Genomic DNA, 22,529 nt, shown 5'->3' with positions numbered 1-22,529 from the left:
AGCCACCCAGGGCTAAGCAGTCGCCTCCGCTTTTTGGTATAATCCAGCTTCAGTGGCAAGAATGTTGTTCGGTGGCTTCGCGCTTTCCTGCGAGGCAAAACCCGCCTCTACGTCAGGAGCTCCATCCCCCTCACATTCTAAATGAGCCGCTTTCGCTTTTTGTAGTAATCCAGCTCCGGCTCCTAGCCCTTCGTGTCTAAGAACCTTCCGCATAAGAAGGCAAAGAGCGCCTTCTATGCGAAAGAACCTTAGCCAGTCAGAGCTGAACGAGCCACTTCCGCTTTTTTATTACCTACGTTTTCTGCTTAGTCCCATTGCATTTTCTACTTTGCGTAATTGTTTGAAGGCAACGCGGTTTGCTTTTTCGGCACCTTTGTCAAGGATTTCATCTAATTCAGGAGAATTGATGAGTTCGTTATATTTGTCTTGAATTGGACGAATTGCTTCTACGACTACTTGAGCTAAGTCGCCTTTAAAGTCGCCGTATCCTTTTCCTTCATATGCAGCTACTATTTCTTCAATTGTTTTGCCTGAGAAGGAAGAGTAGATTGTTAATAAGTTGGAAATGCCAGGTTTGTTTTCTTTATCGTATTTTACAATGCCGTCAGAATCAGTTACGGCACTTTTAATTTTCTTTTCGATTGTTTTTGGATCGTCAAGCATGCTAATCATTGATTTTGGATTTGGATCAGATTTACTCATTTTTTTCGTAGGCTCTGTTAATGACATAACACGTGCGCCTACTTTTGGAATACGGATTTCTGGAATTGTAAATACTTCGCGGAAACGTTTGTTAAAACGCTCTGCTAAATCGCGTGTTAATTCCATATGTTGTTTTTGATCGTCACCAACTGGCACAATCTCAGTATTGTAAAGCAAGATATCAGCTGCCATTAATGGTGGATACGTAAGTAATCCAGCTGGAACGGATTCTCTGCCAGATGATTTATCTTTATATTGCGTCATGCGCTCTAATTCTCCAACATATGCGATAGATTGCATAATCCATCCAAGCTGAGCGTGTGCAGGCACCTCTGATTGTACAAATAAAGTTGCCTTTTCAGGATCAATACCGCAAGCTACATACAGTGCAGCTAGGCTACGAATATTTTTACGAAGTTGTACAGGATCTTGAGCTACTGTAATGGCATGTTGGTTTACGATACAGAAATAACAATCATGTTCGTTTTGTAATTCTGTAAATTGTTTCATTGCTCCTAAATAGTTTCCAAGCGTAATTGTTCCGCTCGGCTGAATACCAGAAAAAATAACTGACATCGGTAATTCCTCCTTGAAATTTGTATGTATTGGTGAAGGGTGAGAGAAGTGGATCAATATGAGCCGCTTCCGCTTTATATATAATCCAGCTTCAGCGGCAAGAATGATCGGTGGCTTCGCACCTTCCTGCGAGGCAAAGAGCGCCTCTATGTCAGGAGCTCCATCCCCCTCACATTCTGAACGAGCCGCTTCCGCTTTTTTAATACAAAAAAGCCCATTCATCCCCAATGTATCTAGGGACGAATGGACCGCGGTACCACCCTAATTATTTCACAAATCGTGAAATCTCTTTTATCCATTATAACGTCTGGATGTAACGCCAAAGCCTACTTCTTTCGGTTCGGTTTGGTGCTCTAAAGCCCATTCCATACTGTACAATTACTTGTTCGCACCGACCACAAGCTCTCTGAAATTGTTGCAATATGTACTCTTCTTTTTCATCGCATACATATGAATTTATTGTAAGCTAGTTCGTATTTTGAACGAGCTACCTGCGCTTTTTATGTAATCCAGCTCCAGTGGCAAGAATACTCGGTGGCTTCGCGCCTTTCTGCGAGGCAAAAAGCGCCTCTATGTTAGGAGCTCCATCCCCCTCGCATTCTGAGCGAGCCACTTGCGCTTGTTTATAACAAAATGTTTTGCAAGTAATTATATCATATGAAAAATCGTTTGCAAACTACATCAAAATAGTGAAGCTAATGATTGTAGAGGCGAGGGCTAAAAGGACACCTGTCATGCAGATCGGGTATGTCCAGGCGAAAGAATACGTTTTATAGATGCGTTCTTTTTTATCTACTGCTGGTTCTTCTCCTTCAATTAAAGACTCTACTTTTTTATTTGTTCCAAACACTCTTTGGAAAGCGTACATCGTTATATTGAAAAATCCCCTTTGAAATAGAAATAAAAAACCGCCTAAAATAATAAAAAATAACGCAATATAAAACATAATATTGACAAAATTCAACAAATAATGCGTTGAAGCCAGGAATGCTCCGATGATAGAAGCGATTATTGCCAATAATAGTAATATGCTGGTTCGAAAATAAATTCTATTCAAAATGTTCACCTCCGTCAAAATATTACTAGAATTATTATACTATAAAAGTTATAATAAGTACTAGAAATAATTTTTTGAAAATTATACGCAATTATGTATTTTATTTCAATATGATGGGAGCAATGTTAAGTTGTCCCTTTACAAAAAATAAAAAAAATAAATAATTTATTAAAAATTTTAACAAAAAAACAAAAAACTATATTCACAATCTTCGTATTATATGTATAATGAAAATTGTAGAAACTTGGAGATTATTCTTTCAATTCTATCTTTTAACAAGTGAGGGTACAGGAAGTGCAAATAGGGGAGGTAGTACAACATGAAGAAAAAGATACCGCTATTACTTGCATCGACATTGACGGTCAGTATGCTTGGCGCTTGTAGTTATCAGCAAGAGGATACGAAAGCGAATGCAAAAGGAGGCAGTACTTCAGGTAAACAAGTACTAAATTTAACTGAAACTGCTGAAATTCCGACAATGGATACGACATTATCAACGGATGCGGCGTCTTCCAACATAATGAACAACACAATGGAAGGATTATATCGCCTTGGGAAAGACGATAAACTCGTTCCAGGTGTGGCAAAGTCTTACGAGAAAACGGAAGATGGCAAGAAATATGTATTTAAATTACGCGATGATGCGAAGTGGTCTAATGGGGAACCTGTAACAGCTAAAGATTTCGTCTATTCTTGGAGACGAGCTGTTGATTCAAATACAGGTGCGAAATTTGCTTACATATTATTCGATGTAAAGAATGCCGAAAAAATTAATAAAAAAGAGTTGCCAGTTGAAGAACTTGGCGTAAAAGCGATCGATGATCACACACTAGAAGTGGAATTAGACAACCCTGTTCCTTACTTTGTTAGCTTAACAGTATATCCAACATTCTATCCATTAAATGAAAAGTTCGTAAAAGAACAAGGAGATAAATTTGGATTAGAATCTAATACGACGCTCTATAACGGTCCATTTGTTTTAAATGAGTGGAAACATGAACAAAGTTTCCAGCTTAAGAAAAATGAGACATACTGGGACAATAAAGTAGTGAAGCTTGAAGAAGTAAACTTCAATATTGTAAAGGATCGTTCAACTGCAATAAACTTATATGAGACAAAAGCAATTGATCGTGTCGTATTGACATCAGAATTTGTAGATAAATACAAAAAAGATTCTGATTTTAAGACAATTAAGAAACCTTCCACGCAGTTTATTCGTTTAAATGAAAAGAACAAGTTCTTAGCAAATAAGAATATCCGTAAAGCAATATCGATGGCCTTTGAACGTGAAAACATCGGAAAATTTATTTTAAATGATGGTTCACAGGGGATATACGGTTTTGTTCCGAACGGTTTAGCGAAAGGACCAAGTGGAAAAGACTTCCGTGAAGAAAATGGTAAGCTTATAAAAGAAGATATAAAAGAGGCTCAAAAATATTGGGAAGCTGGTAAAAAAGAACTTGGTGTTGATAAAGTAGATTTAGAGTTGCTTAACTTTGATACAGATGATGCTAAGAAAATTGGCGAGTATTTAAAAGGGCAATTTGAAAAGAATTTACCAGGCTTAACAATTTCAATGAAAATGCAGCCATTTGCACAAAAACTAAAACTTGAAGCAAGTGGAGATTATGCAATGTCATATGCAGGATGGAGTCCAGATTATATGGATCCAATGTCATTCCTAGATATGTATACAACAGGAAATGCACAAAACAAAGTCAACTATGCAAATCCAGCTTATGATGAATTAATTAAGAAAGCAAAAGTGGAGACAGATGTACAAGCTCGTTGGGATACATTGCTAAAAGCAGAAAAACAACTGCTTGAAGATGCAGCAATTGCTCCAGTATATCAACCAGGAAAAGCATATTTACAACGCAGCTCGATTACAGGGCTGTTAGAACATAAATATGGTGGCGAATTTAGCTACAAATGGGTTGAAGTCAAAAAATAAAAATGGTTTCCATCATGAATAAGGGTATATGCCTATGATGGGCAGATACTCTTATTTTAAAAAAATAAAAGTTAGAATATTTGAAACTATCTTATTGCTTTTGAGAAAATGGGGAGGTGCTTGACTATGGGACGTTATGCATTAAAACGTTTCGTGTATATGGCTTTGACATTATTTTTAATTACTACGCTGACATTCTTTTTAATGAAATTACTGCCGGGTTCTCCACTTAAGAACCAAGAGAAATTATCTCCGGCGCAAAAAGAAATCATCTTGGAGAAATATGGTTTGAATGATCCAGTACCAGTGCAATATGCACGCTACTTAGGAAACTTAGCAAAAGGTGATTTAGGAGTATCATTCCAGTACGATAACCGTCCTGTAACGGATATGATTGTCGATCGTATCGGACCATCAGCACAGCTTGGTTTACAGGCAATCATGTTAGGAACATTTATCGGTTTAATCTTAGGGATTATTGCAGCACTTCGTAATAATACATGGGTCGATTATGGGGCAACCATTATTTCTGTACTCGGAATGTCGGTACCATCATTCGTATTCGCAGCATTACTACAATACTTTGTAGGGGTAAAACTTGGATGGTTCCCAGTAGCATTCTGGAAAGGACCTGAATTTACAGTCATGCCTACAGTTGCTTTGTCAATGGCTGTTACTGCAACAATCGCGCGTTTTGCTCGTGCAGAGTTAATCGAAGTTATGCAAGCTGATTACATTTTAACCGCAAAAGCAAAGGGAATTAGTCAAGGTGTTATTATTATAAAACACGCACTTCGTAACGCATTGATTCCAGTTGTTACAATTTTAGGACCAATGGTTGCAGGATTAATTACAGGAACACTAGTTATTGAGCAGATCTATGCTGTACCTGGACTTGGGGAACAATTCGTTAAATCGATCCAATTAAATGACTATACAGTTATTATGGGGACAACAATTTTCTATAGTGCAATCTTTATTTTAGTTATCTTTATCGTGGATATTTTATATGGAATTATTGATCCTCGTATTCGTTTAGCGGGAGGGAAAAAATGATGAAAGATTTACAAAAATTATCTCCAGATTTATTTCAACCAGCCAATCAAAGTAATGTTGATAATGAAGTCATTGCCCGTCCAAGCTTAACGTTTTGGCAAGATGTAAGAAGACGCTTGTTTCAACATAAAGGAGCAATGTTTGGTCTAATCCTATTGGTTTTGATTGCGCTTATGGCAATTTTTGGACCAATGATGAGTAAGTATTCTTATAAAGATCAAGATTTAGGCCGTGCAAAGATGCCGCCTAAAATTCCAGTATTAGAAAACATTCATTGGTTACCATTTGATGGTACAGATCAATATGGTGTTGATCAATATGAGAAACGTGATATTAAAGAGTATTTCTGGTTCGGTACAGATGATCTTGGTCGTGATCTTTGGACAAGAACATGGGAAGGTACACGCGTATCATTATATATCGCTCTTTTAGCAGCAGCAATTGACCTAGTAATTGGGGTTGCATACGGTGGTATTTCAGCGTTCTATGGCGGACGAGTAGATAACATTATGCAGCGTATTATGGAGATTATCAATGGTATTCCATATTTAATCATCGTTATTTTAATGGTAATCATTATGGATCCGGGTATTTTATCAATCACATTCGCGATGGCAATTACAGGTTGGATTGGAATGTCGCGGATTGTACGTGGACAAGTATTAAAATTAAAAACTCAAGAATATGTATTAGCATCTCGTACATTAGGTGCAACAAATACACAATTAATTGTGAAACACTTAATTCCGAACGTAATGGGACCAATTATCGTTATGACAATGTTTACAATTCCTACAGCGGTGTTTGGTGAAGCGTTCTTAAGTTTCATCGGGCTAGGTATTCAGCCACCAACTGCATCACTTGGGTCTCTTGTAAATGATGGATATAAGTCAATTCAAACGTATCCACATATGATGTTCATCCCTGCGGTTGTTATCAGTATGTTAATTTTAGCATTTAACTTAATGGCAGATGGATTACGCGATGCGTTAGATCCAAAAATGCGTAAGTAAACGAGAAAGGAGAAGTAAAAATGAAAACATTGTTAGAGGTAAAAGATTTACAAGTCTCCTTTGATACACATGCTGGTGAAGTACAAGCTGTTCGCGGAGTTACATTTGATTTGAAAAAGGGAGAAACATTAGCGATTGTAGGAGAATCTGGTTCTGGGAAATCAGTTACTTCGAAAGCGCTAATGGGATTAATCCCTAACCCTCCAGGACGTATTAAAAATGGAGAAATTGTATTTGATGGTCGTGATTTAACAAAATTAACGGAAAAAGAAATGCAGGCTGTGCGTGGGAAAGAAATTGCAATGATTTTCCAAGATCCGATGACATCATTGAACCCAACGATGACAATTGGGAATCAAATTATGGAAGGTCTTATTAAACACCAAGGCATGAGCAAAGCGGATGCTCGTAAAGTTGCTTTAGAGCTTCTTGATCTTGTTGGAATTCCAAATCCAGAAGCACGTTTAAAACAATACCCGCACCAATTCTCTGGTGGTATGAGGCAGCGTGTTGTTATTGCGATGGCGCTAGCTTGTAATCCGAAATTATTGATTGCGGATGAGCCGACAACAGCACTTGACGTTACAATTCAAGCACAAATTTTAGAGCTTATGAAGGATATTCAACAGAAAACAGAAGCAGCGATTATTTTCATTACGCATGATTTAGGCGTAGTGGCAAACGTTGCTGATAGAGTTGCGGTTATGTATGCTGGTAAAGTTGTTGAGATTGGTACAGTTGATGAGATTTTCTACAACCCGAAACATCCATATACATGGGGATTAATCGCATCTATGCCAAGTTTAGATGGTTCAGAAGCAGAGTTGTACGCAATTCCTGGAACACCTCCAGATTTATTAAAACCGCCGAAAGGGGATGCATTTGCACCACGTAACCCACAGGCACTGAAAATTGACTTTGAAATGGAACCACCATTCTTTAAAGTAAGTGACACACATTATGCGGCAACATGGTTACTTCACGAGCAAGCTCCAGAAGTGGATCCGCCAGAAGTCGTTAAGAAACGAATTCTTCAAATGAAAGCAGGTGAACAACATGACTAAGCAACGTGAGAAGTTAATTGAAGTAAAAAATGTAAAGCAACACTTTAACGTTAGTGGTGGTGTTGTAAAAGCGGTTAACGATATTTCATTTGATATTTTCCGCGGTGAAACATTTGGACTTGTAGGAGAATCGGGTTGCGGAAAATCAACAACTGGAAGAACAATTATCAGGTTATACGATGCAACTGCTGGAGAAGTGTTGTTCGATGGTGAAGATGTACATGGTAAGAAATCACGTGCAGAATTAAAGAAATTTAATCGTAAAATGCAAATGATTTTCCAAGATCCGTACGCTTCATTAAACCCTCGTATGACAGTTGGAGATATTATTGCAGAAGGCATTGATATTCACGGTTTAGCAAAAAGCAAAAAAGAACGTATGGATCGTGTGCATGAATTATTAAACACAGTTGGTTTAAATAAAGAGCATGCGAACCGTTTCCCACATGAGTTCTCTGGTGGACAACGTCAACGTATCGGAATTGCTCGCGCACTTGCAGTAGAACCAGAATTCATTATTGCGGATGAACCGATTTCAGCACTTGACGTATCGATTCAAGCGCAAGTTGTAAACTTATTGAAACAACTGCAAAGAGAAAAAGGTTTAACATATTTATTCATCGCCCATGATTTATCCATGGTAAAATACATCAGTGATCGCATCGGTGTTATGTACCGCGGTCAAATTGTTGAATTAACAAGTAGTGATGAGTTATACGAGAATCCAATTCATCCGTATACAAAATCACTATTATCAGCAATTCCGCTTCCAGATCCAGATTACGAGCGCAATCGTAAGCGTATCGTATATGATCCATCTCAGCATCAATACGGAAATGAAGAGCCAAAGATGCGAGAAATTCGCCCAGGACATTTCGTTCTTTGTTCCGAAGCAGAATACAAGAAATATAAAGAAATCTATCAATAATAGAAAGAAGCGGCCAGAGAGGTCGCTTCTTTTCTATTTTTTTCTATTTATTGATAGAAAAACCTTTCTTTTTGGGAGGGAGAGGATCCGCTCAAGCATAGAAGCGGTCAGTGCCTTTTTTAGCGCCCATGCCGAGTGAAAACAAAAGGAGAGAATAAGTGGAAGCTACTATTGGTTTCAAAGAGTAAATGAAATTTTATCGACGCAAACTCAAATATATCGACTGTTTCTCATAATATATCGGCGCAAATTGAAATATATCGACGATTTGACAAGGGATATCGACGTTCCGACAAAGAACGACACAAAAAACGGATTGGAGAAGGCTTTCTCCAATCCGTTTTCATTAACATTAAGCTTAAGCTGACTCTTCAGAAGTCTCCGGTTTAACAAGCGCATAATTTTCCCAGGCTCTGCTTTTCCAGCGGAAGAACATGATGATGGCACGCGTCCATTCATCAATAGCAATCGCTAACCATATACCTGGAAGTCCCATATCTAAATGAAAAACAAAAAAATAGCCGAGTGGTAAGCTCATTAAAACCATTGAGAATGCTCCAATTAAAACAGGGTATTTCGCATCACCAGCTGCACGCAGTGAATTAATGATGACAATATTCATCGTCCGGCCAGTCTCTAACAGAATGCTTAATAAAAGAACAGTTGATCCTAAAGTGATAACGTGAGGATTATCTGTAAATAACCCCATTAACTGGGTGCGGAATGTCATGACAAGAATAACCATACATAACGTAACACTGATGGCCCACTTTACACTTTTCCACACGCGTACATATGCTTCGTCCTTCTCATTGCCGCCAACTAAACGACCGACAATGATCGCAGTCCCCATTCCAATCGCGATAGCGAATAGGAAAGTAAACATGGAAATGTTTGTTGCGTATTGTCTTGCAGCTAATGATTCTGCTCCTAAGTATGTTGCGTAATATAGGAAGACAATTTGACATGCTTGGTACATAACTTGTTCAAAAGCTGATGGGATACCAATTTTTAAGATCTTGCTAATATATTCTTTTGATAATGTAATATAGTAGTTCAATTTAACACGGTATTCCATGACGCGGTATAGTAGCCAGAAGAAGACAACAAGTGCGATAAGTCGACTGAAAGCAGAGGAAATTGCTGCTCCTTCAACACCTAATTCAGGCATGCCGAACTTACCGAAAATAAGGACATAGTTACCAGCGATATGAATAATATTCATTCCAAGTGAAATAAACATTGCTTGTTTTGTAAATCCGTGAACGCGAATAATAGCAGCGAGTGAATTGATAATCGCTTGAAGAAAGATTGCTCCCCCAACAATTGATAAGTAATTTTGTGCGTAAGTTAATACGTCACCTTGTAAATTCATCGCCATCATCATATTTTTTGAGAATAATAGAAAAATGGCACTTATGATAAGCCCGACTCCTAAATTTAAGGTCACTGCTAGTACTGATATTTTTGAAGCTTCCATATATCGTTTGGAACCAAGATATTGAGAAACAACAATCGCGGCACCGTTTCCGATTACTTCTAGTACTAATATTGCGATATGAAGGTATTGATTCGCAGCTCCAACACCTGATACTGCGTCATCTGATAATGCACTTAGCATAAAAGTATCAGCAATCCCCATTAACATAAAAAGAAAAACTTCTAAAAAAATGGGCCATGTTAAGAAGAATAAATTTAACTTTTGTTCTTGTTCTTTTTTGGACGTGATCTCTGTCATATCATCCCTCACTTTTCCGATATCCATTTTGAAACAAAATGTATCTTAACACACTTTAGCAACACTTGCATTTATTTTGTAACGCGGTTAACAACTATTTATTAGAGTTGTATTTTTTAAATATATAAGTATGAATTAAAACCTTGACAGAGACCCTCTTTCTTTTAGGTGGGAGAGAGGATCCATCCAAACATAGAAGCGGTTAGATCCTTTTTTAGAACCATGCAGTATGAAAACAAAAGGAGAAAACGATAGAGTCGCTACAGATTGATTTTATTTTAAAAGAGAATAATTATACAAAAGATATTATGTGATATAAAATTAATTATACTTTTATAATTTTGATAATTACGAAAAATTATAAATTTAGTATTTTAAGCACTAAAATACGCAATATAAAACGTTTACAGAAAATGAAATGTTAACAGAAAATTTTAATAAGATAGAAATATAAATATACAAAGAATATATTTATATGTATAATATGAATTATTAGAACATACATATATTTCTTTTTGTTTGAAAATGAAAGGGCTAACATTTTTGGGAGGGGTAGCAGAATGAAGAAAAAAGTACCAGTTTTTGTAGCATCGACATTGGCAATGAGCATGATGTTAGGGGCATGTAGTTATCAAAAAGATGAGCCAGGGGCGAAAGCAAAAGGGGAGAAAAATACAGGAAAACAAGTCATCAATATGACGGAAACACAAGAAATTCCAACGATGGATCCAGCGTTATCAGCTGATGCGGTATCATCACGCGTGATGAATAATACAATGGAAGGGCTATACCGTCTTGAAAAAGGAGATAAGCTCATTCCAGGTGTAGCGAAATCAAGCGAAAAATCAGCAGATGGTAAAAAGTATACGTTTAAATTACGCGAAGATGCGAAGTGGTCTAACGGAGACCCTTTAACAGCGAAAGACTTTGTATATGGATGGCAACGAGCGATTAATCCTGATAAAGCAGCGGTATCAGCATATATTATGTTTGATGTAAAGAACGCGCAAAAAATTAATAAAAAAGAAATGACGCCAGATCAACTAGGTATAAAAGCCATTGATGATTATACATTAGAAGTAGAACTTGAGCATCCAGTTCCTTATTTTGAAAACTTAATGATTTATCCTCTGTTTTATCCTGTAAATGAAAAGTATGCGAAAGAACAGGGAGACAAGTTTGGTTTAGAAGCAAATACAACATTATATAATGGACCGTTCGTATTAAGTGAGTGGAAGCATGAGACAAGTTTCCAAATTAAGAAAAACCCTTCATATTGGGACAATAAAACAGTGAAGGTAGAAGAAGTGAATTTTAATATTGTTAAAGACTTAGCAACAGCGATCAATCTATATGACACAAAAGCAATCGATCGTGTTACTTTGAGATCTGAGTTTGTTGATAAATATAAAGGGGACAAAGATTTTAAAACTGCACAGGAAGCTTCTGTATTCTTCCTTCGTTTCAATCAGAAAAACGAAGCTTTAGCAAATAAAAACATACGTAAAGCAATCTCTCTTGCTTTTGATCGTAAACCGCTTGTTGAAACGATTTTAAATAACGGCTCTACTGAAGCGACAGGATTAATTCCAAGTAAATTTATTACAGGACCAAATAAAAAGGACTTCCGAGCTGAAAATGGCGAGTTAGTAAAAGCAAATGCAAAAGAAGCCAAGAAATATTGGGAAGCAGGTAAAAAAGAATTAGGGAAAGACAAAATTGAAATTGAGTTATTAAATGAAGATGTAGATTTATCTAAGAAAACAGGAGAATATTTAAAAGGAGAACTAGAAAAGAACTTACCAGGTTTCACGCTGAAAATTAAGCAACAGCCATTTGCACAAAAGCTTAAACTTGAGGAAAACGGAGACTATGACATGACATTTGCTGGATGGAGCCCAGATTTCCCAGATCCAGTAACGTACCTTGATATGTTTGTCACAGATGGTGCGCAAAATAAAATGAAATATTCTAATCCGAAATACGATGAAATTATTATGAAGGCGAAGACAGATGGTAGCGATGTAAAAGCGCGCTGGAATAGTTTACTGGAAGCAGAAAAACTGCTGATGGATGATGCGGCAATTGCGCCTATATACCAACGTAGTGTGGCTTACTTACAAAGAGGAACGGTTAAAGATATTTATAAGCATAATTACGGCGGAGACTTAAGCTTCAAATGGGCATCAGTTGAATAATTATCAAAAAAAGAAGCAGGTATGTTCCTGCTTCTTTTTAATACGTACGTTTTTTATAAATCCCTTTTCCGCCAACTTGCTTCCAACCAGATTGCACTTCTGCACTTTTATTAACAAATTTCATTTTTTCTTTCCGGCCAAATAATTTTTCACCAACACCATTTGTAATGACGCCAATCAATGCTGTGATTCCAATGACGAGGGTAGCGACAATGGCAAAATCAATAAAAAAAGCAACCATATGGAATCCCCCTTTGCCTGTCTATATTTTTATTGTATGAGAAAAAAAGTTAAAAAGAAAGAAAAGTTAGAAAATAAATATTTTACTTGAAAATGGTATAGACAGTAACTGGGAGATTTGATAAAATGAAATGAGAACAAACGTTCTTTTTTGAGGTAATGTATCAATGGATATGTCTTACATTTTACTGCGGTTTTGTGATGAAAAGGGTAAGAAAACGTTATCTTTAGCAACTGGTTGATTGGATGGACAGCTTCTATGAACATGTTAAGAAGTAGCAGGAAAGGTATATATGTTAATAAAACAGAAGGATTTGTTCCATGGAAAGTCCATGAAAATTTCAGCTTAATGAAAGATGAGTTTTCCTATTGGAAAGGAAATTTACTGTATATTTCTTTCAGAATCTATTGTATAATGATTATAGAAGTTACTTATTTAAAGTAATTGTTGTTTAATAAGAGTTACTTGCTTAAAAGTTGTTGTTTACATGTAAGGCGATTTTTCATTTTGCTGTAAGACAAGTCATAGTGAAGAATTGCTGGAAAATAGAAATTTAAACTGTAATTAGTACAGAATTTGTACTCTTTAAGGAGAGTGAGTCTTGTATGGTAACACTATATAGTTCTCCAAGTTGTACGTCTTGTAGAAAGGCGAAATTATGGCTAGAGGAAAATCATATTCCTTATACAGAACGTAATATTTTCTCCGATCCATTAACGATTGAGGAAATTAAAGAAATTTTACGCATGACAGAAAGCGGAACGGATGAGATTATTTCAACTCGTTCAAAAGTTTTCCAAGAGTTGAATGTTAACTTAGAATCTTTACCACTTCAAGATTTATATAAGATGATTCGTGACTACCCAGGCATTTTACGTCGCCCGATTATGATTGACGAAAAACGCCTGCAAGTAGGTTATAACGAAGATGAAATTCGTCGCTTCTTACCACGTACAGTAAGAACCTTTCAATTACGTGAAGCACAGCGTCTAGTAAATTAACAATACAAGTTATGTATATGAAAACCTTCTACCTTACAGTAGAAGGTTTTCGCATATATATATTCATTACAGGGTTTGTGAGCAGGAAAGCCGACGCGCTTCAGCCGTGGGAGTGGTCAATTTACATTCCCTAATTTGATATGCTGAACAATAAACCCAATAGCTAATACTGTGAAAATAAAGAGGAAGGGCATGCTTGTTGCAAAGGTCGGGTTGTGTTGGAAGAAGTTTGCAAGCCTCACTTCATGGGTGACCATTCTTCCGGCTGTGTAAGCAAGAATTGCTCCCCCGCAATAAATAAGAAAAGGAAACCGCTCCATAAATAGTAAGATGAGTTTGCTTCCCCAAATGATAATGGGAATGGAAATTAATAATCCGATGATGACGAGTGTGAAATTTCCATGAGCCGCTCCAGCGATCGCAAGGACATTATCAAAACCCATAACGAGATCGGCAAATACAATTGTACGAATTGCTTGAAATAATGTCGTCTTTCCTTGTATAGAAGAAAGATTATTGCTATTATCAGTAAGTAAATTTACGGCAATTAGTGTAAGTAAGATGCCGCCAATAAGTTGTAAGAAAGGAATGTCTAGTAAGTACACGGCCAGTATTGTAAGGAGAATTCGCAGTACGATTGCTAGGACCGTACCAATTAAAATAGCTTTATTCCGTTTAGATTCAGGTAAGTTTCGGCTTGCAAGCGCGATTACAATTGCATTATCACCGCCTAATACAACATCGATACCGACAATCATTAGTATAGATGTCAAAAAATCTAACTCCATCATTTTGCCTCCATTTATTCTGTTTTAATAAAGAGTACAGTTTGGATATATGTATGAAACGAAAAAGCTTGACCAGCTCTATTACAATTGTACGGTGCTAGGTGTAATTGTATGTCCAATTTTTTATTCCGCTATTTGCAAGATATAATACTCCCACCTCAAAATTCGGCGAAAGCAAAGAAGTTAGGTGGGAGATAAACTGCCCGTAAAAGCCCGATTGGTTCAACTAATAATCAGTGGGGGATGGAGAAAACCCCCACTGATTAAAGTTTCACTTTATATCATGAGTGTATATAATGGAATATATAAGGGTAAGGAATTATAATGATTAGTGCAGGATAATCTAGGTGAATGACTGTTTTTGTAAAATAAAACAATTTTATTTCCATTCTGGAGAATCTTATCATAAAATGAAAGTACAAGAATCTATTGATTTGTCATATGAGTGGGGAATCCCTTCATAACAATTCCAAATAGGAAGGGAGAGTTGGATTTTGGACATTGAAAGAATTAACGATCATACGATGAAATTTTTTATTACGTACGTTGATATAGAAGATAGAGGGTTTAATCGAGAAGAAATTTGGTACAATCGTGAACGAAGTGAACAATTGTTTTGGGAAATGATGGATGAAGCTCGTGATTACGATGATTTCTTTATTGATGGGCCATTATGGATTCAAGTACAAGCGATGGATAAAGGAATTGAAGTGCTTGTAACGAAAGCGCAGCTTTCAAAAGATGGACAAAAATTAGAATTACCAATAGGTCTAGATAAAATTATCGATATCCCTTTAGATGAGCGAATTGAATCGCTATTTCAACAAGAGTTAGAGTTAGAGGAAGAGGTAGAAGCGGGAACACCTTTTAACGAAGACGGAACGTTTGGCTTTTTAATTAAATTTGACGATTTTGAAGACGTTATTTCGTTAAGTCATCGTCTTGTATTTGAAGATATAAAAGATGAACTATATTCGTTTGAAGACCGCTATTATGTATATGTTGAATTTGACGAAGTGCTACACGATGAAGAAGAAATTGACCGTATTTTAAGTATTATTTTAGAATATGGAGAAGAATCTACTTTAACGGTTCACCGCGTGAGTGAATACGGCAAACAAGTTGTTAAAGAACATGCACTTGAGACGATTCGCAGTCATTTTCCTTCTAAGACGTAGGCCGATTTCAATATTATGAAATCGGCTTTTTATATGATGGGGTATGCTAATAGTGCTAAAGATAAAGGGAATCAAGAAAGTAGGGGGATGTAGATGAAACTACATGAGTATCGGACTTTTTGAGCATCCTCTAATAGTAGAAAAGCTTTGTAAGTGAGGGGGGTAGGAATGAAAAACACGCTAAAGTTACTTTTCTTTTTTCTAGGTCTATTCGCAGTGTTTGTTTCGTTACGAATGTTTATTGATGTAGCATTTTATTCGGATGTTATAGGCATAAAAGATATTTCATTTTTAGGAATTATAAGTATTGTATTTACTGTTTCTGCTTTTTTAATTGGTTGTGTTATTTTCTTGGAAAACAGGCATCCATCTAAAACGTTGACATGGTTAATCGTACTCGGTATCTTTCCTGTATTTGGCTTCTTTGCGTACTTATTGTTTGGACAAAATTTCCGTAGAAAACGAATGTTTCAAAAGAAGGCTCTTTTGGATGAACAAGCTTTCTTACAGTACAAAGGGCATGAAGATTACCAAGAACGCATTTTACAGAATCATAAACATCAAGAACTACTATTTCGTCTCGCAGATAGGTTGGGCGCCTTAAACATTTCATTTCAGACAGAAACGAAAGTGTTAACGAATGGTGATGAAACGTTCCAAGCCATTTTACAAGGTTTACAAAAGGCGAAGCATCATATTCATATGGAATATTACATTGTACGTGATGATAAGCTTGGCATACAAATTAAAGAGATTTTAATTGAGAAGGCTAGGGAAGGGGTTACTGTCCGTTTTTTATATGATGCGGTTGGAAGCTTTAAGCTATCAAATGCTTATATTGATGAATTAAACGATGCAGGCGTCGAGATGATTCCGTTCTTTCCAGTAAGGTTTCCAATTTTGAACGATAAAATTAATTATCGAAATCACCGAAAAATTGTTGTCATTGATGGGAATGAAGGATTTGTAGGCGGACTTAATATTGGTGATGAGTATTTAGGAAAAAATAAATATTTTGGGTTTTGGAGAGATACGCATTTATATTTACGAGGTGAGGCGGTTCAAAGCCTGCAGCTCATATTCCTGCAAGATTGGTTTTATATGACAGGGGAAGCGGTATTAGCACCTGAGTATTTACAAGCGGAAGCAGTAGATGGGGATCATTGGGGCGGTGTACAACTTATCGCAGGTGGGCCAGATAATAAATGGGAGACGATTAAGCATCTTTATTTTGCGATGATTGCTTCGGCAAGGAAGTCCATTTGGATTGCTACACCTTATTTTATTCCAGACGATGATATTTTATCTGCATTAAAAGTGGCAGCTCTTGCTGGTATTGATGTCCGTTTATTAATGCCGAGTAAACCGGATAAACGAACTGTGTTTTATGCATCAAGGTCTTATTTTCCGGAGTTATTAGATGCAGGGGCAAAGATATACGAATATGAAAAAGGTTTTTTGCACAGTAAGATTGTCATTGTTGATTCTGATTTAGCTTCAATTGGGACAGCTAATATGGATATGAGAAGTTTTCATTTGAATTTTGAAGTGAACGCCTTTTTATATGATACAAACAGTATTCGAAAGCTTGTTAAGGATTTTGAAGAGGATTTACAAGTATCAAGTGAAATCCATGTGGATCGCTTTCATAAGCGCCGTCTTCATAAGCGAATTGTGGAATCGGCATATCGTTTATTATCACCATTACTATAAAGAAGATGTTCTTACGAGGGCATCTTCTTTTTGCTTAGAAAGGAATTTGTAACAAATTGTAGAATAAAAAGCTGTATAGAAAGGATGTGGTATGATGTTTGTCGCAAGGAGAGAGAACGGTGAAAAGGTTCATCTTCTTCATAACCAAGATGAAAAGAAGCTGCAAACTATGCGAAAGAGGGAACGCTTTTTTTGTCCAGTTTGCAAGCGAGAGGTACAACTCAAGTTAGGAAAGCAAAAGAAATGGCATTTTGCTCATAAACAAGTAAATGAGTGCTTCATTTCATCTGAGCCAGAATCTGCTTACCATATGCGCGGGAAGGAACAATTATATAGATGGCTTAGATCACAGGGGTTCCATGTAGAAATTGAACATTATCTTCCGGTGATTCGGCAAAGACCTGATCTCTTTATTGAAAGGAATGGGAGACAGATGGCAATTGAATATCAATGTGCTTCTTTATCTACCCAGCAATTATTAAAACGAACTTCTTCATATTGGAAGAAAGGGATACAAGTCATCTGGATATTAGGTGGAAATCAACTGAAAAGGCACTCTGCTCATTGGATTTCATTATCCTCGTTTCATTTTCTCTGCATACAATCTTATCCTCAGCCTTCGCTTCTCTTTTTCTGTCCAAATGAAAAGTCATTTATAAAATGCGAACTTCTTACTCCGTTCTCTACAAATGTTTATTTTTCTCATAGCATGTATCTCCCGCTGCGTACTGTTACTTTTGAGGAACTCTTTTGCCAAACACCAATTACGAAAGAACGATTAGAGCGGGAATGGCAAAATAAAAAGACCTACTTTCGAACGAATGTCCTTCCAATCTGGAATTATAGTCATAAATCACTTTTACACCTCTTATACCGATATCATCTTTCACCTTCTTGTTTTCCATCTGAAATTGGTGTCCCTCTCCCGTCTGCATTTGCATTTCAAACACATCCTTTTATATGGCAAGCTCTTCTTTGTATAGATTTCATTGGGAAATTTAAAACTGGAGAATACTTTTCATTACATGCTGTTTTTTCATATGTAAATAACAGGCGGAGTATTCAGCGGCGTACGTTACCGTATTTTCCGCAATATGTATGGCAATTTGCAATCGTAGAATATGTAACATTTTTATGTAAAGTAGGGATGGTTGAGAAAGTAGACATGTATAAGTACCGAAAAACGAGGCAATTTACGATGCCGAAAACAGAAGGAGAAATAAAAGAGTATGATGCGATTTGTTTGTCGCATGCACTATCTTTGTTTGAAACAAAGTACAACATGGGAAAAGGAAAAGCGGATATAATAAAAGAGTACATGGAAGGATTTAAATAAGAAGAATCGAATTGTAATAAATAGAAATTTGAAGGAGGTTTTATAGTATGGCTGACCAAAAAACAGCAAAAACATTGCCAGACCGCAGTGAGATTGAAGAAATGAACACATGGAGATTAGAAGACATTTTCCAAACAGATGAAGAATGGGAAAAAGAATTTCAAGCAGTGAAAGAGTTACTACCGAAGTTAGCTGAATTTAAAGGAAAACTTGGTGATTCTGCTGATTCATTATTAGAAGCTTTACAATATGAAGATGAAGTCTCAATGAGACTGGGAAAATTATATACATATGCTCATATGCGTTACGATCAGGATACAACAAATTCTGTTTATCAAGCGCTAAATGATCGAGCAACAAACTTATATTCGCAAGCCTCTAGCGGCATGGCGTATATCGTTCCTGAAATTTTAACAATTTCAGAAGAAACATTACAATCATTCTTACAAGAAAATAAAGAATTAAGCGTATATGAACATGCATTAGAAGAAATTACACGTCAGCGTCCACACGTACTATCAGAAGCTGAAGAAGCATTGTTAGCTGAAGCGTCTGAGGTCTTGAGTGCATCAAGTAATACATTTGGTATGCTGAATAATGCGGACTTAAAATTCCCATCTATTAAAGATGAGAATGGGGAAGAAGTAGAAGTCACACATGGCCGTTATATCCAATTTTTAGAAAGTGATGATCGTCGTGTGCGCGAGGATGCATTCCGTGCGGTTTATGAAACGTATGGGAAATATAAAAATACATTTGCAAGCACACTTAGTGGTGCGGTGAAACGTAATAATTTCAACGCTCGTGTTCGTAAATATGATTCTGCACGTCAAGCTGCGTTAAGCAATAATAACATTCCTGAAACAGTATATGATCAACTTGTTGAGACAGTAAATGATAATTTACATTTATTGCATCGTTACATTGATATTCGTAAGCGTGCATTAGGTCTTGATGAACTGCATATGTATGACTTATACACACCGCTTGTACCAGAAGTGAAAATGAATGTGAAATATGAAGAAGCTCAAGAAATTTTATTAAAATCATTAAACGTTCTTGGTGATCAATATGTTGAAATTTTGAAAGAAGCATATGAAAATCGCTGGGTAGACGTGTATGAAAACAAAGGGAAACGAAGTGGAGCATATTCATCTGGTGCATATGGAACAAATCCGTATATTTTAATGAACTGGCATGATAATGTAAATAATTTATTTACCCTTGCACATGAGTTTGGGCATTCTGTGCATAGCTACTATACAAGAAAAACACAACCACATGTGTATGGTGACTATTCGATCTTTGTTGCGGAAGTTGCATCAACTTGTAATGAAGCAATTTTAAATGATTATTTATTAAAAACGACAGAAGATAAGAAAGAACGTTTATACTTATTAAATCATTATTTAGAAGGATTCCGCGGGACTGTATTCCGTCAAACGATGTTCGCTGAATTTGAACATATTATTCATAAAAAAGTACAAGAAGGCCATGCAGTTACGCCAGATATGTTAACTGAACTCTACTATGATTTAAATAAAAAATACTTTGGTGATGCTTTAGTCATCGATAAAGAGATTGGTTTAGAATGGTCTCGTATCCCGCACTTCTATTACAACTATTATGTATATCAATACGCAACAGGATTTAGTGCGGCAACAGCGTTATCAAAACAGATCTTAGAAGAAGGACAACCAGCAGTAGAGCGTTACATTAACGAATTCTTAAAAGCTGGAAGTTCTGATTATCCAATTGAAGTGCTGAAAAAGGCAGGAGTAGATATGGCATCTCCGGAGCCTGTTAAAGAGGCATTACAAGTATTTGAAGAGAAGTTAAATGAATTAGAGGCGCTATTATTTGAGGGTAAGTAATAGTGAAACAGGAGCCAGCAAGCTCCTGTTTTTTGTTGTTATTTGTCGTGAAATCGATATCTCTTGTCGAATCGCCGATATATATTGAGAAACGGTCGCTATATTTGAATTTGCGCCGATAAAATTTCATTTACCATTTTATAGAAACAACCTCTATTACGAAAATATCTGTTTTTTCTTCTCTTACTAGCCTGTTTTATAATGTTCCCTAAAAACCTTTGAATCGCTTTCTATGATTAAAATAAGAGAGGCTAATAACAATGATTGCGAATAAAAGCGGAAACGCAATAATCTTTGGAAATGCTTGTAATAGGGAAAGAATGTACAGGAAAAAAGAAATACAAATACAAAAAAGTAGAAAGAAGATATGCGTTTTTTTCATAAAATCCCTCCTAAAAAGCTTCTTTTTAAAGCTTATTCATGAATGAAAACGTTTAGAATGTGACAAAAATGTGAAATTCGACAAAAAGGGTTGTCATCTGATGTCGGACCATGTAATATAATAGGCGTGAACGAATTCACATACAAACATATACCCCTTTGTTTGAACGTGAAAATTTCTCCCATCCCCTTTAATATTTTTATAAGCCGTAAAGAAAAAGACCTGGTATTTATACCAGGTCTTTTTCCTTTGCAATCCATTTCCAAAAACGCTCACATTTTACTTCAATCATTCGTACTTTTCTTTTTAATGATAATTTTTTAAGTTCTCGTTCTATTTCTTGCTGCGGGCAGTCATAGATAAATGCAATTTCTTTAGAAGACATAAATTGCATCGTTTCTAGTAATACTTCTAGCGGTGGTAAAGGTGCTGGCTCAATATCACATTTTACAATTTCTTTTAAGAGTTGCACGTATACATCATACGAATAAATGCCCGCAATCTTAATACCTTCCTCATCAGAATTGGCATGAAAGAATACGAGGGAAGGAATTTCGGTAATGTGCATTTCATTTGTGAACTTTAAATCGCATTGGAATGCTTTTTTTGCACTAGTCGAATGCAAATCTTCTTTAAATTCTTCTACATCAATACCGCTTTGCTCTGCGCACGCAAGTAGTAATTCCAAATCTGGTTTTGATACATTTTCAAGAAAAATGTATTCTTGGAGTTTCCGCAAAAATTTTGAACCTGCTTTTCGGCCTTGTAACTCAGCTGCTTTAATTGCAATAGAAACTAAATACGGTGTAGATGAGGCATCTTGCATATGCACTTTTCCATCGCATGAAAAACCGTGCAAACTTGTTGTTTTTTCCCACACAAATCGAATATTAGCAGGTTTATTCCATTTGTGTGGGGAGGCGATGGCCCCTTCCACTTTGCCGGTTAATATGTGCCGAATCGAAAAATATTTTCCATATTCGAGCCATAATTTAATCATAACGGGTTCGATTTCCCAGCAATCCATGCAAAGTGGATCAATAAACAAATAGGCTTCTACAGACTTATGTTCGCACTTGGAAAGAGAAGGAATGCGCATATGCTTTGCTTCCTGTTTATCCATTACTCTTCACCTGTTTCGTTTGGAGTGTTGACCATATGCTGTGCAGTTAATCTTAAACGTTCAAAAACAAATTCTCGAATCTGTCCGTGTACCCCCGTATCTTCCATCGCTTGCTTCATACATGCTAACCAGGCTTTTGCTCGCTTTGGCGTAATCTCAAAAGGGAGATGACGTGCTCTTAGCATCGGATGACCGTGTTCTTCTGTGTACAAACTTGGTCCACCTAAATATTGCGTAAGAAATTGCTTTTGTTTCCTGGCTGTTTCTGTCAAATCGTCTGGGAAGATGGGAGATAAGTCAGGGTGTTCACTGACATAGGAATAAAACGTATCGACTAATGTTGCAATGACTTGTTCACCGCCAATTGCTTCAAATGGTGTCATTGGTTGCTTGTTCATCCTGTATAGACTCCTTTTTCCATCAAATGTATATCTATTGTAGCAATGGATTGTCACGAAGAGCAACTAAACAGCTCTTGGACAACCTTTTGCTCGTTAAAATAAAGCGGAAGTTTCACTTTACCCCGCTCTAACAATCAGTAACCTTCTTTTCAAAGAAGAAAAACAGAGAAGTAAGGAAGTACTGATTGTAAGAGCCCGATTGGTTT

19 protein-coding genes and 1 other annotated feature are annotated in these 22,529 nt (G+C 36.5%); of the genes, 11 read left to right on the top strand and 8 right to left on the bottom strand.

All coding sequences use genetic code 11. The features are described from left to right. Positions 1-12 precede the first annotated feature (12 nt). The 3 genes from LOK41_RS16930 to LOK41_RS16920 form a co-directional block, all read right to left on the bottom strand. Positions 13-213, bottom strand: a complete 201-nt coding sequence (locus LOK41_RS16930) for a hypothetical protein (protein WP_241817529.1) — start codon at positions 211-213, stop codon at positions 13-15. A 75-nt stretch (positions 214-288) separates the two neighbouring features. After that, positions 289-1,278, bottom strand: a complete 990-nt coding sequence (gene trpS, locus LOK41_RS16925) for a tryptophan--tRNA ligase (protein WP_241817576.1) — start codon at positions 1,276-1,278, stop codon at positions 289-291. Positions 1,279-1,510: 232 nt separating this feature from the next. Then, positions 1,511-1,728, bottom strand: a binding site (T-box leader). 226 nt (positions 1,729-1,954) lie between these two features. Next, complete coding sequence (locus tag LOK41_RS16920) at positions 1,955-2,290, bottom strand: DUF3899 domain-containing protein (RefSeq protein WP_481748821.1); 336 nt, start codon at positions 2,288-2,290, stop codon at positions 1,955-1,957. 364 nt (positions 2,291-2,654) lie between these two features. On the opposite strand from LOK41_RS16920, the gene LOK41_RS16915 reads away from it, so the two are divergent. The 5 genes from LOK41_RS16915 to LOK41_RS16895 all read left to right on the top strand — a co-directional run bounded on the left by LOK41_RS16915 (position 2,655) and on the right by LOK41_RS16895 (position 8,350). After that, on the top strand, positions 2,655-4,289 hold the full coding sequence (locus LOK41_RS16915; protein WP_241817527.1) for a peptide ABC transporter substrate-binding protein: 1,635 nt from the start codon (positions 2,655-2,657) through the stop codon (positions 4,287-4,289). A gap of 126 nt (positions 4,290-4,415) precedes the next feature. After that, entirely contained in the window at positions 4,416-5,345 is a 930-nt protein-coding gene (gene opp3b, locus LOK41_RS16910) for an oligopeptide ABC transporter permease (protein WP_174099324.1), read from the top strand. After that, positions 5,342-6,358, top strand: a complete 1,017-nt coding sequence (opp3C, locus tag LOK41_RS16905) for an oligopeptide ABC transporter permease (RefSeq protein WP_174099325.1) — start codon at positions 5,342-5,344, stop codon at positions 6,356-6,358. The genes opp3b and opp3C overlap by 4 nt, the downstream gene beginning before the upstream one ends. Before the next feature lie 20 nt (positions 6,359-6,378). Continuing rightward, complete coding sequence (locus LOK41_RS16900) at positions 6,379-7,422, top strand: ABC transporter ATP-binding protein (protein WP_174099326.1); 1,044 nt, start codon at positions 6,379-6,381, stop codon at positions 7,420-7,422. After that, positions 7,415-8,350 carry an ABC transporter ATP-binding protein gene (locus LOK41_RS16895; RefSeq protein WP_241817526.1) on the top strand — a complete coding sequence of 312 codons (936 nt, stop codon included), beginning with the start codon at positions 7,415-7,417 and terminating at the stop codon, positions 8,348-8,350. The genes LOK41_RS16900 and LOK41_RS16895 overlap by 8 nt, the downstream gene beginning before the upstream one ends. A 358-nt stretch (positions 8,351-8,708) precedes the next feature. Here the strand turns inward: LOK41_RS16895 and LOK41_RS16890 are convergent, their stop codons facing one another. Further along, positions 8,709-10,088, bottom strand: coding sequence for an MATE family efflux transporter (locus LOK41_RS16890; protein ID WP_241817525.1), 1,380 nt, complete (start codon positions 10,086-10,088; stop codon positions 8,709-8,711). A gap of 560 nt (positions 10,089-10,648) precedes the next feature. Here LOK41_RS16890 and LOK41_RS16885 point away from each other — a divergent pair. Then, positions 10,649-12,286, top strand: a complete 1,638-nt coding sequence (locus LOK41_RS16885; RefSeq protein ID WP_241817524.1) for a peptide ABC transporter substrate-binding protein — start codon at positions 10,649-10,651, stop codon at positions 12,284-12,286. Between the two features lie 37 nt (positions 12,287-12,323). On the opposite strand, the gene LOK41_RS16880 is transcribed toward LOK41_RS16885, so the two are convergent. After that, positions 12,324-12,527 (bottom strand): hypothetical protein, encoded by a 204-nt coding sequence (locus LOK41_RS16880; RefSeq protein ID WP_241817523.1) that lies wholly within the window; start codon positions 12,525-12,527, stop codon positions 12,324-12,326. A 605-nt stretch (positions 12,528-13,132) separates the two neighbouring features. Here LOK41_RS16880 and spx point away from each other — a divergent pair. Then, on the top strand, positions 13,133-13,528 hold the full coding sequence (gene spx, locus LOK41_RS16875) for a transcriptional regulator Spx (RefSeq protein WP_000258267.1): 396 nt from the start codon (positions 13,133-13,135) through the stop codon (positions 13,526-13,528). A gap of 116 nt (positions 13,529-13,644) precedes the next feature. Here spx and LOK41_RS16870 read toward each other — a convergent pair whose 3' ends face one another. Continuing rightward, complete coding sequence (locus LOK41_RS16870) at positions 13,645-14,316, bottom strand: TerC family protein (RefSeq protein ID WP_241817522.1); 672 nt, start codon at positions 14,314-14,316, stop codon at positions 13,645-13,647. Positions 14,317-14,810: 494 nt separating this feature from the next. Here LOK41_RS16870 and mecA point away from each other — a divergent pair, with 494 nt between their 5' ends. The 4 genes from mecA (at position 14,811) to pepF (ending at position 20,417) form a co-directional block, all read left to right on the top strand. Further along, on the top strand, positions 14,811-15,494 hold the full coding sequence (gene mecA / locus LOK41_RS16865; protein WP_241817521.1) for an adaptor protein MecA: 684 nt from the start codon (positions 14,811-14,813) through the stop codon (positions 15,492-15,494). Between the two features lie 168 nt (positions 15,495-15,662). Next, a complete protein-coding gene (gene cls / locus LOK41_RS16860) occupies positions 15,663-17,207 on the top strand; it encodes a cardiolipin synthase (RefSeq protein ID WP_241817520.1) in 1,545 nt (514 codons plus the stop codon). A gap of 94 nt (positions 17,208-17,301) precedes the next feature. Then, the gene (locus tag LOK41_RS16855; RefSeq protein WP_241817519.1) at positions 17,302-18,543 is read left to right on the top strand and encodes a competence protein CoiA; all 1,242 of its coding nucleotides are present in this window, start codon (positions 17,302-17,304) and stop codon (positions 18,541-18,543) included. 47 nt (positions 18,544-18,590) lie between these two features. Beyond that, complete coding sequence (pepF, locus tag LOK41_RS16850; protein WP_241817518.1) at positions 18,591-20,417, top strand: oligoendopeptidase F; 1,827 nt, start codon at positions 18,591-18,593, stop codon at positions 20,415-20,417. A 611-nt stretch (positions 20,418-21,028) separates the two neighbouring features. On the opposite strand, the gene LOK41_RS16845 is transcribed toward pepF, so the two are convergent. Next, positions 21,029-21,922: a ClpXP adapter SpxH family protein gene (locus tag LOK41_RS16845; RefSeq protein WP_241817517.1), complete on the bottom strand. Its 894-nt coding sequence runs from the start codon at positions 21,920-21,922 to the stop codon at positions 21,029-21,031. Next, on the bottom strand, positions 21,922-22,320 hold the full coding sequence (locus tag LOK41_RS16840) for a globin domain-containing protein (RefSeq protein WP_241817516.1): 399 nt from the start codon (positions 22,318-22,320) through the stop codon (positions 21,922-21,924). Before LOK41_RS16840 ends, LOK41_RS16845 begins: the two co-directional genes overlap by 1 nt. Positions 22,321-22,529: the final 209 nt, after the last annotated feature.

It is taken from the genome of Bacillus sp. TL12, assembly GCF_022625245.1.
In the GTDB taxonomy this organism is placed as follows: Bacteria; Bacillota; Bacilli; order Bacillales; family Bacillaceae_G; genus Bacillus_A.
The sequence above is the reverse complement of the archived record's forward strand: the minus strand, read 5'-3'. Positions and strand labels throughout refer to the sequence as shown.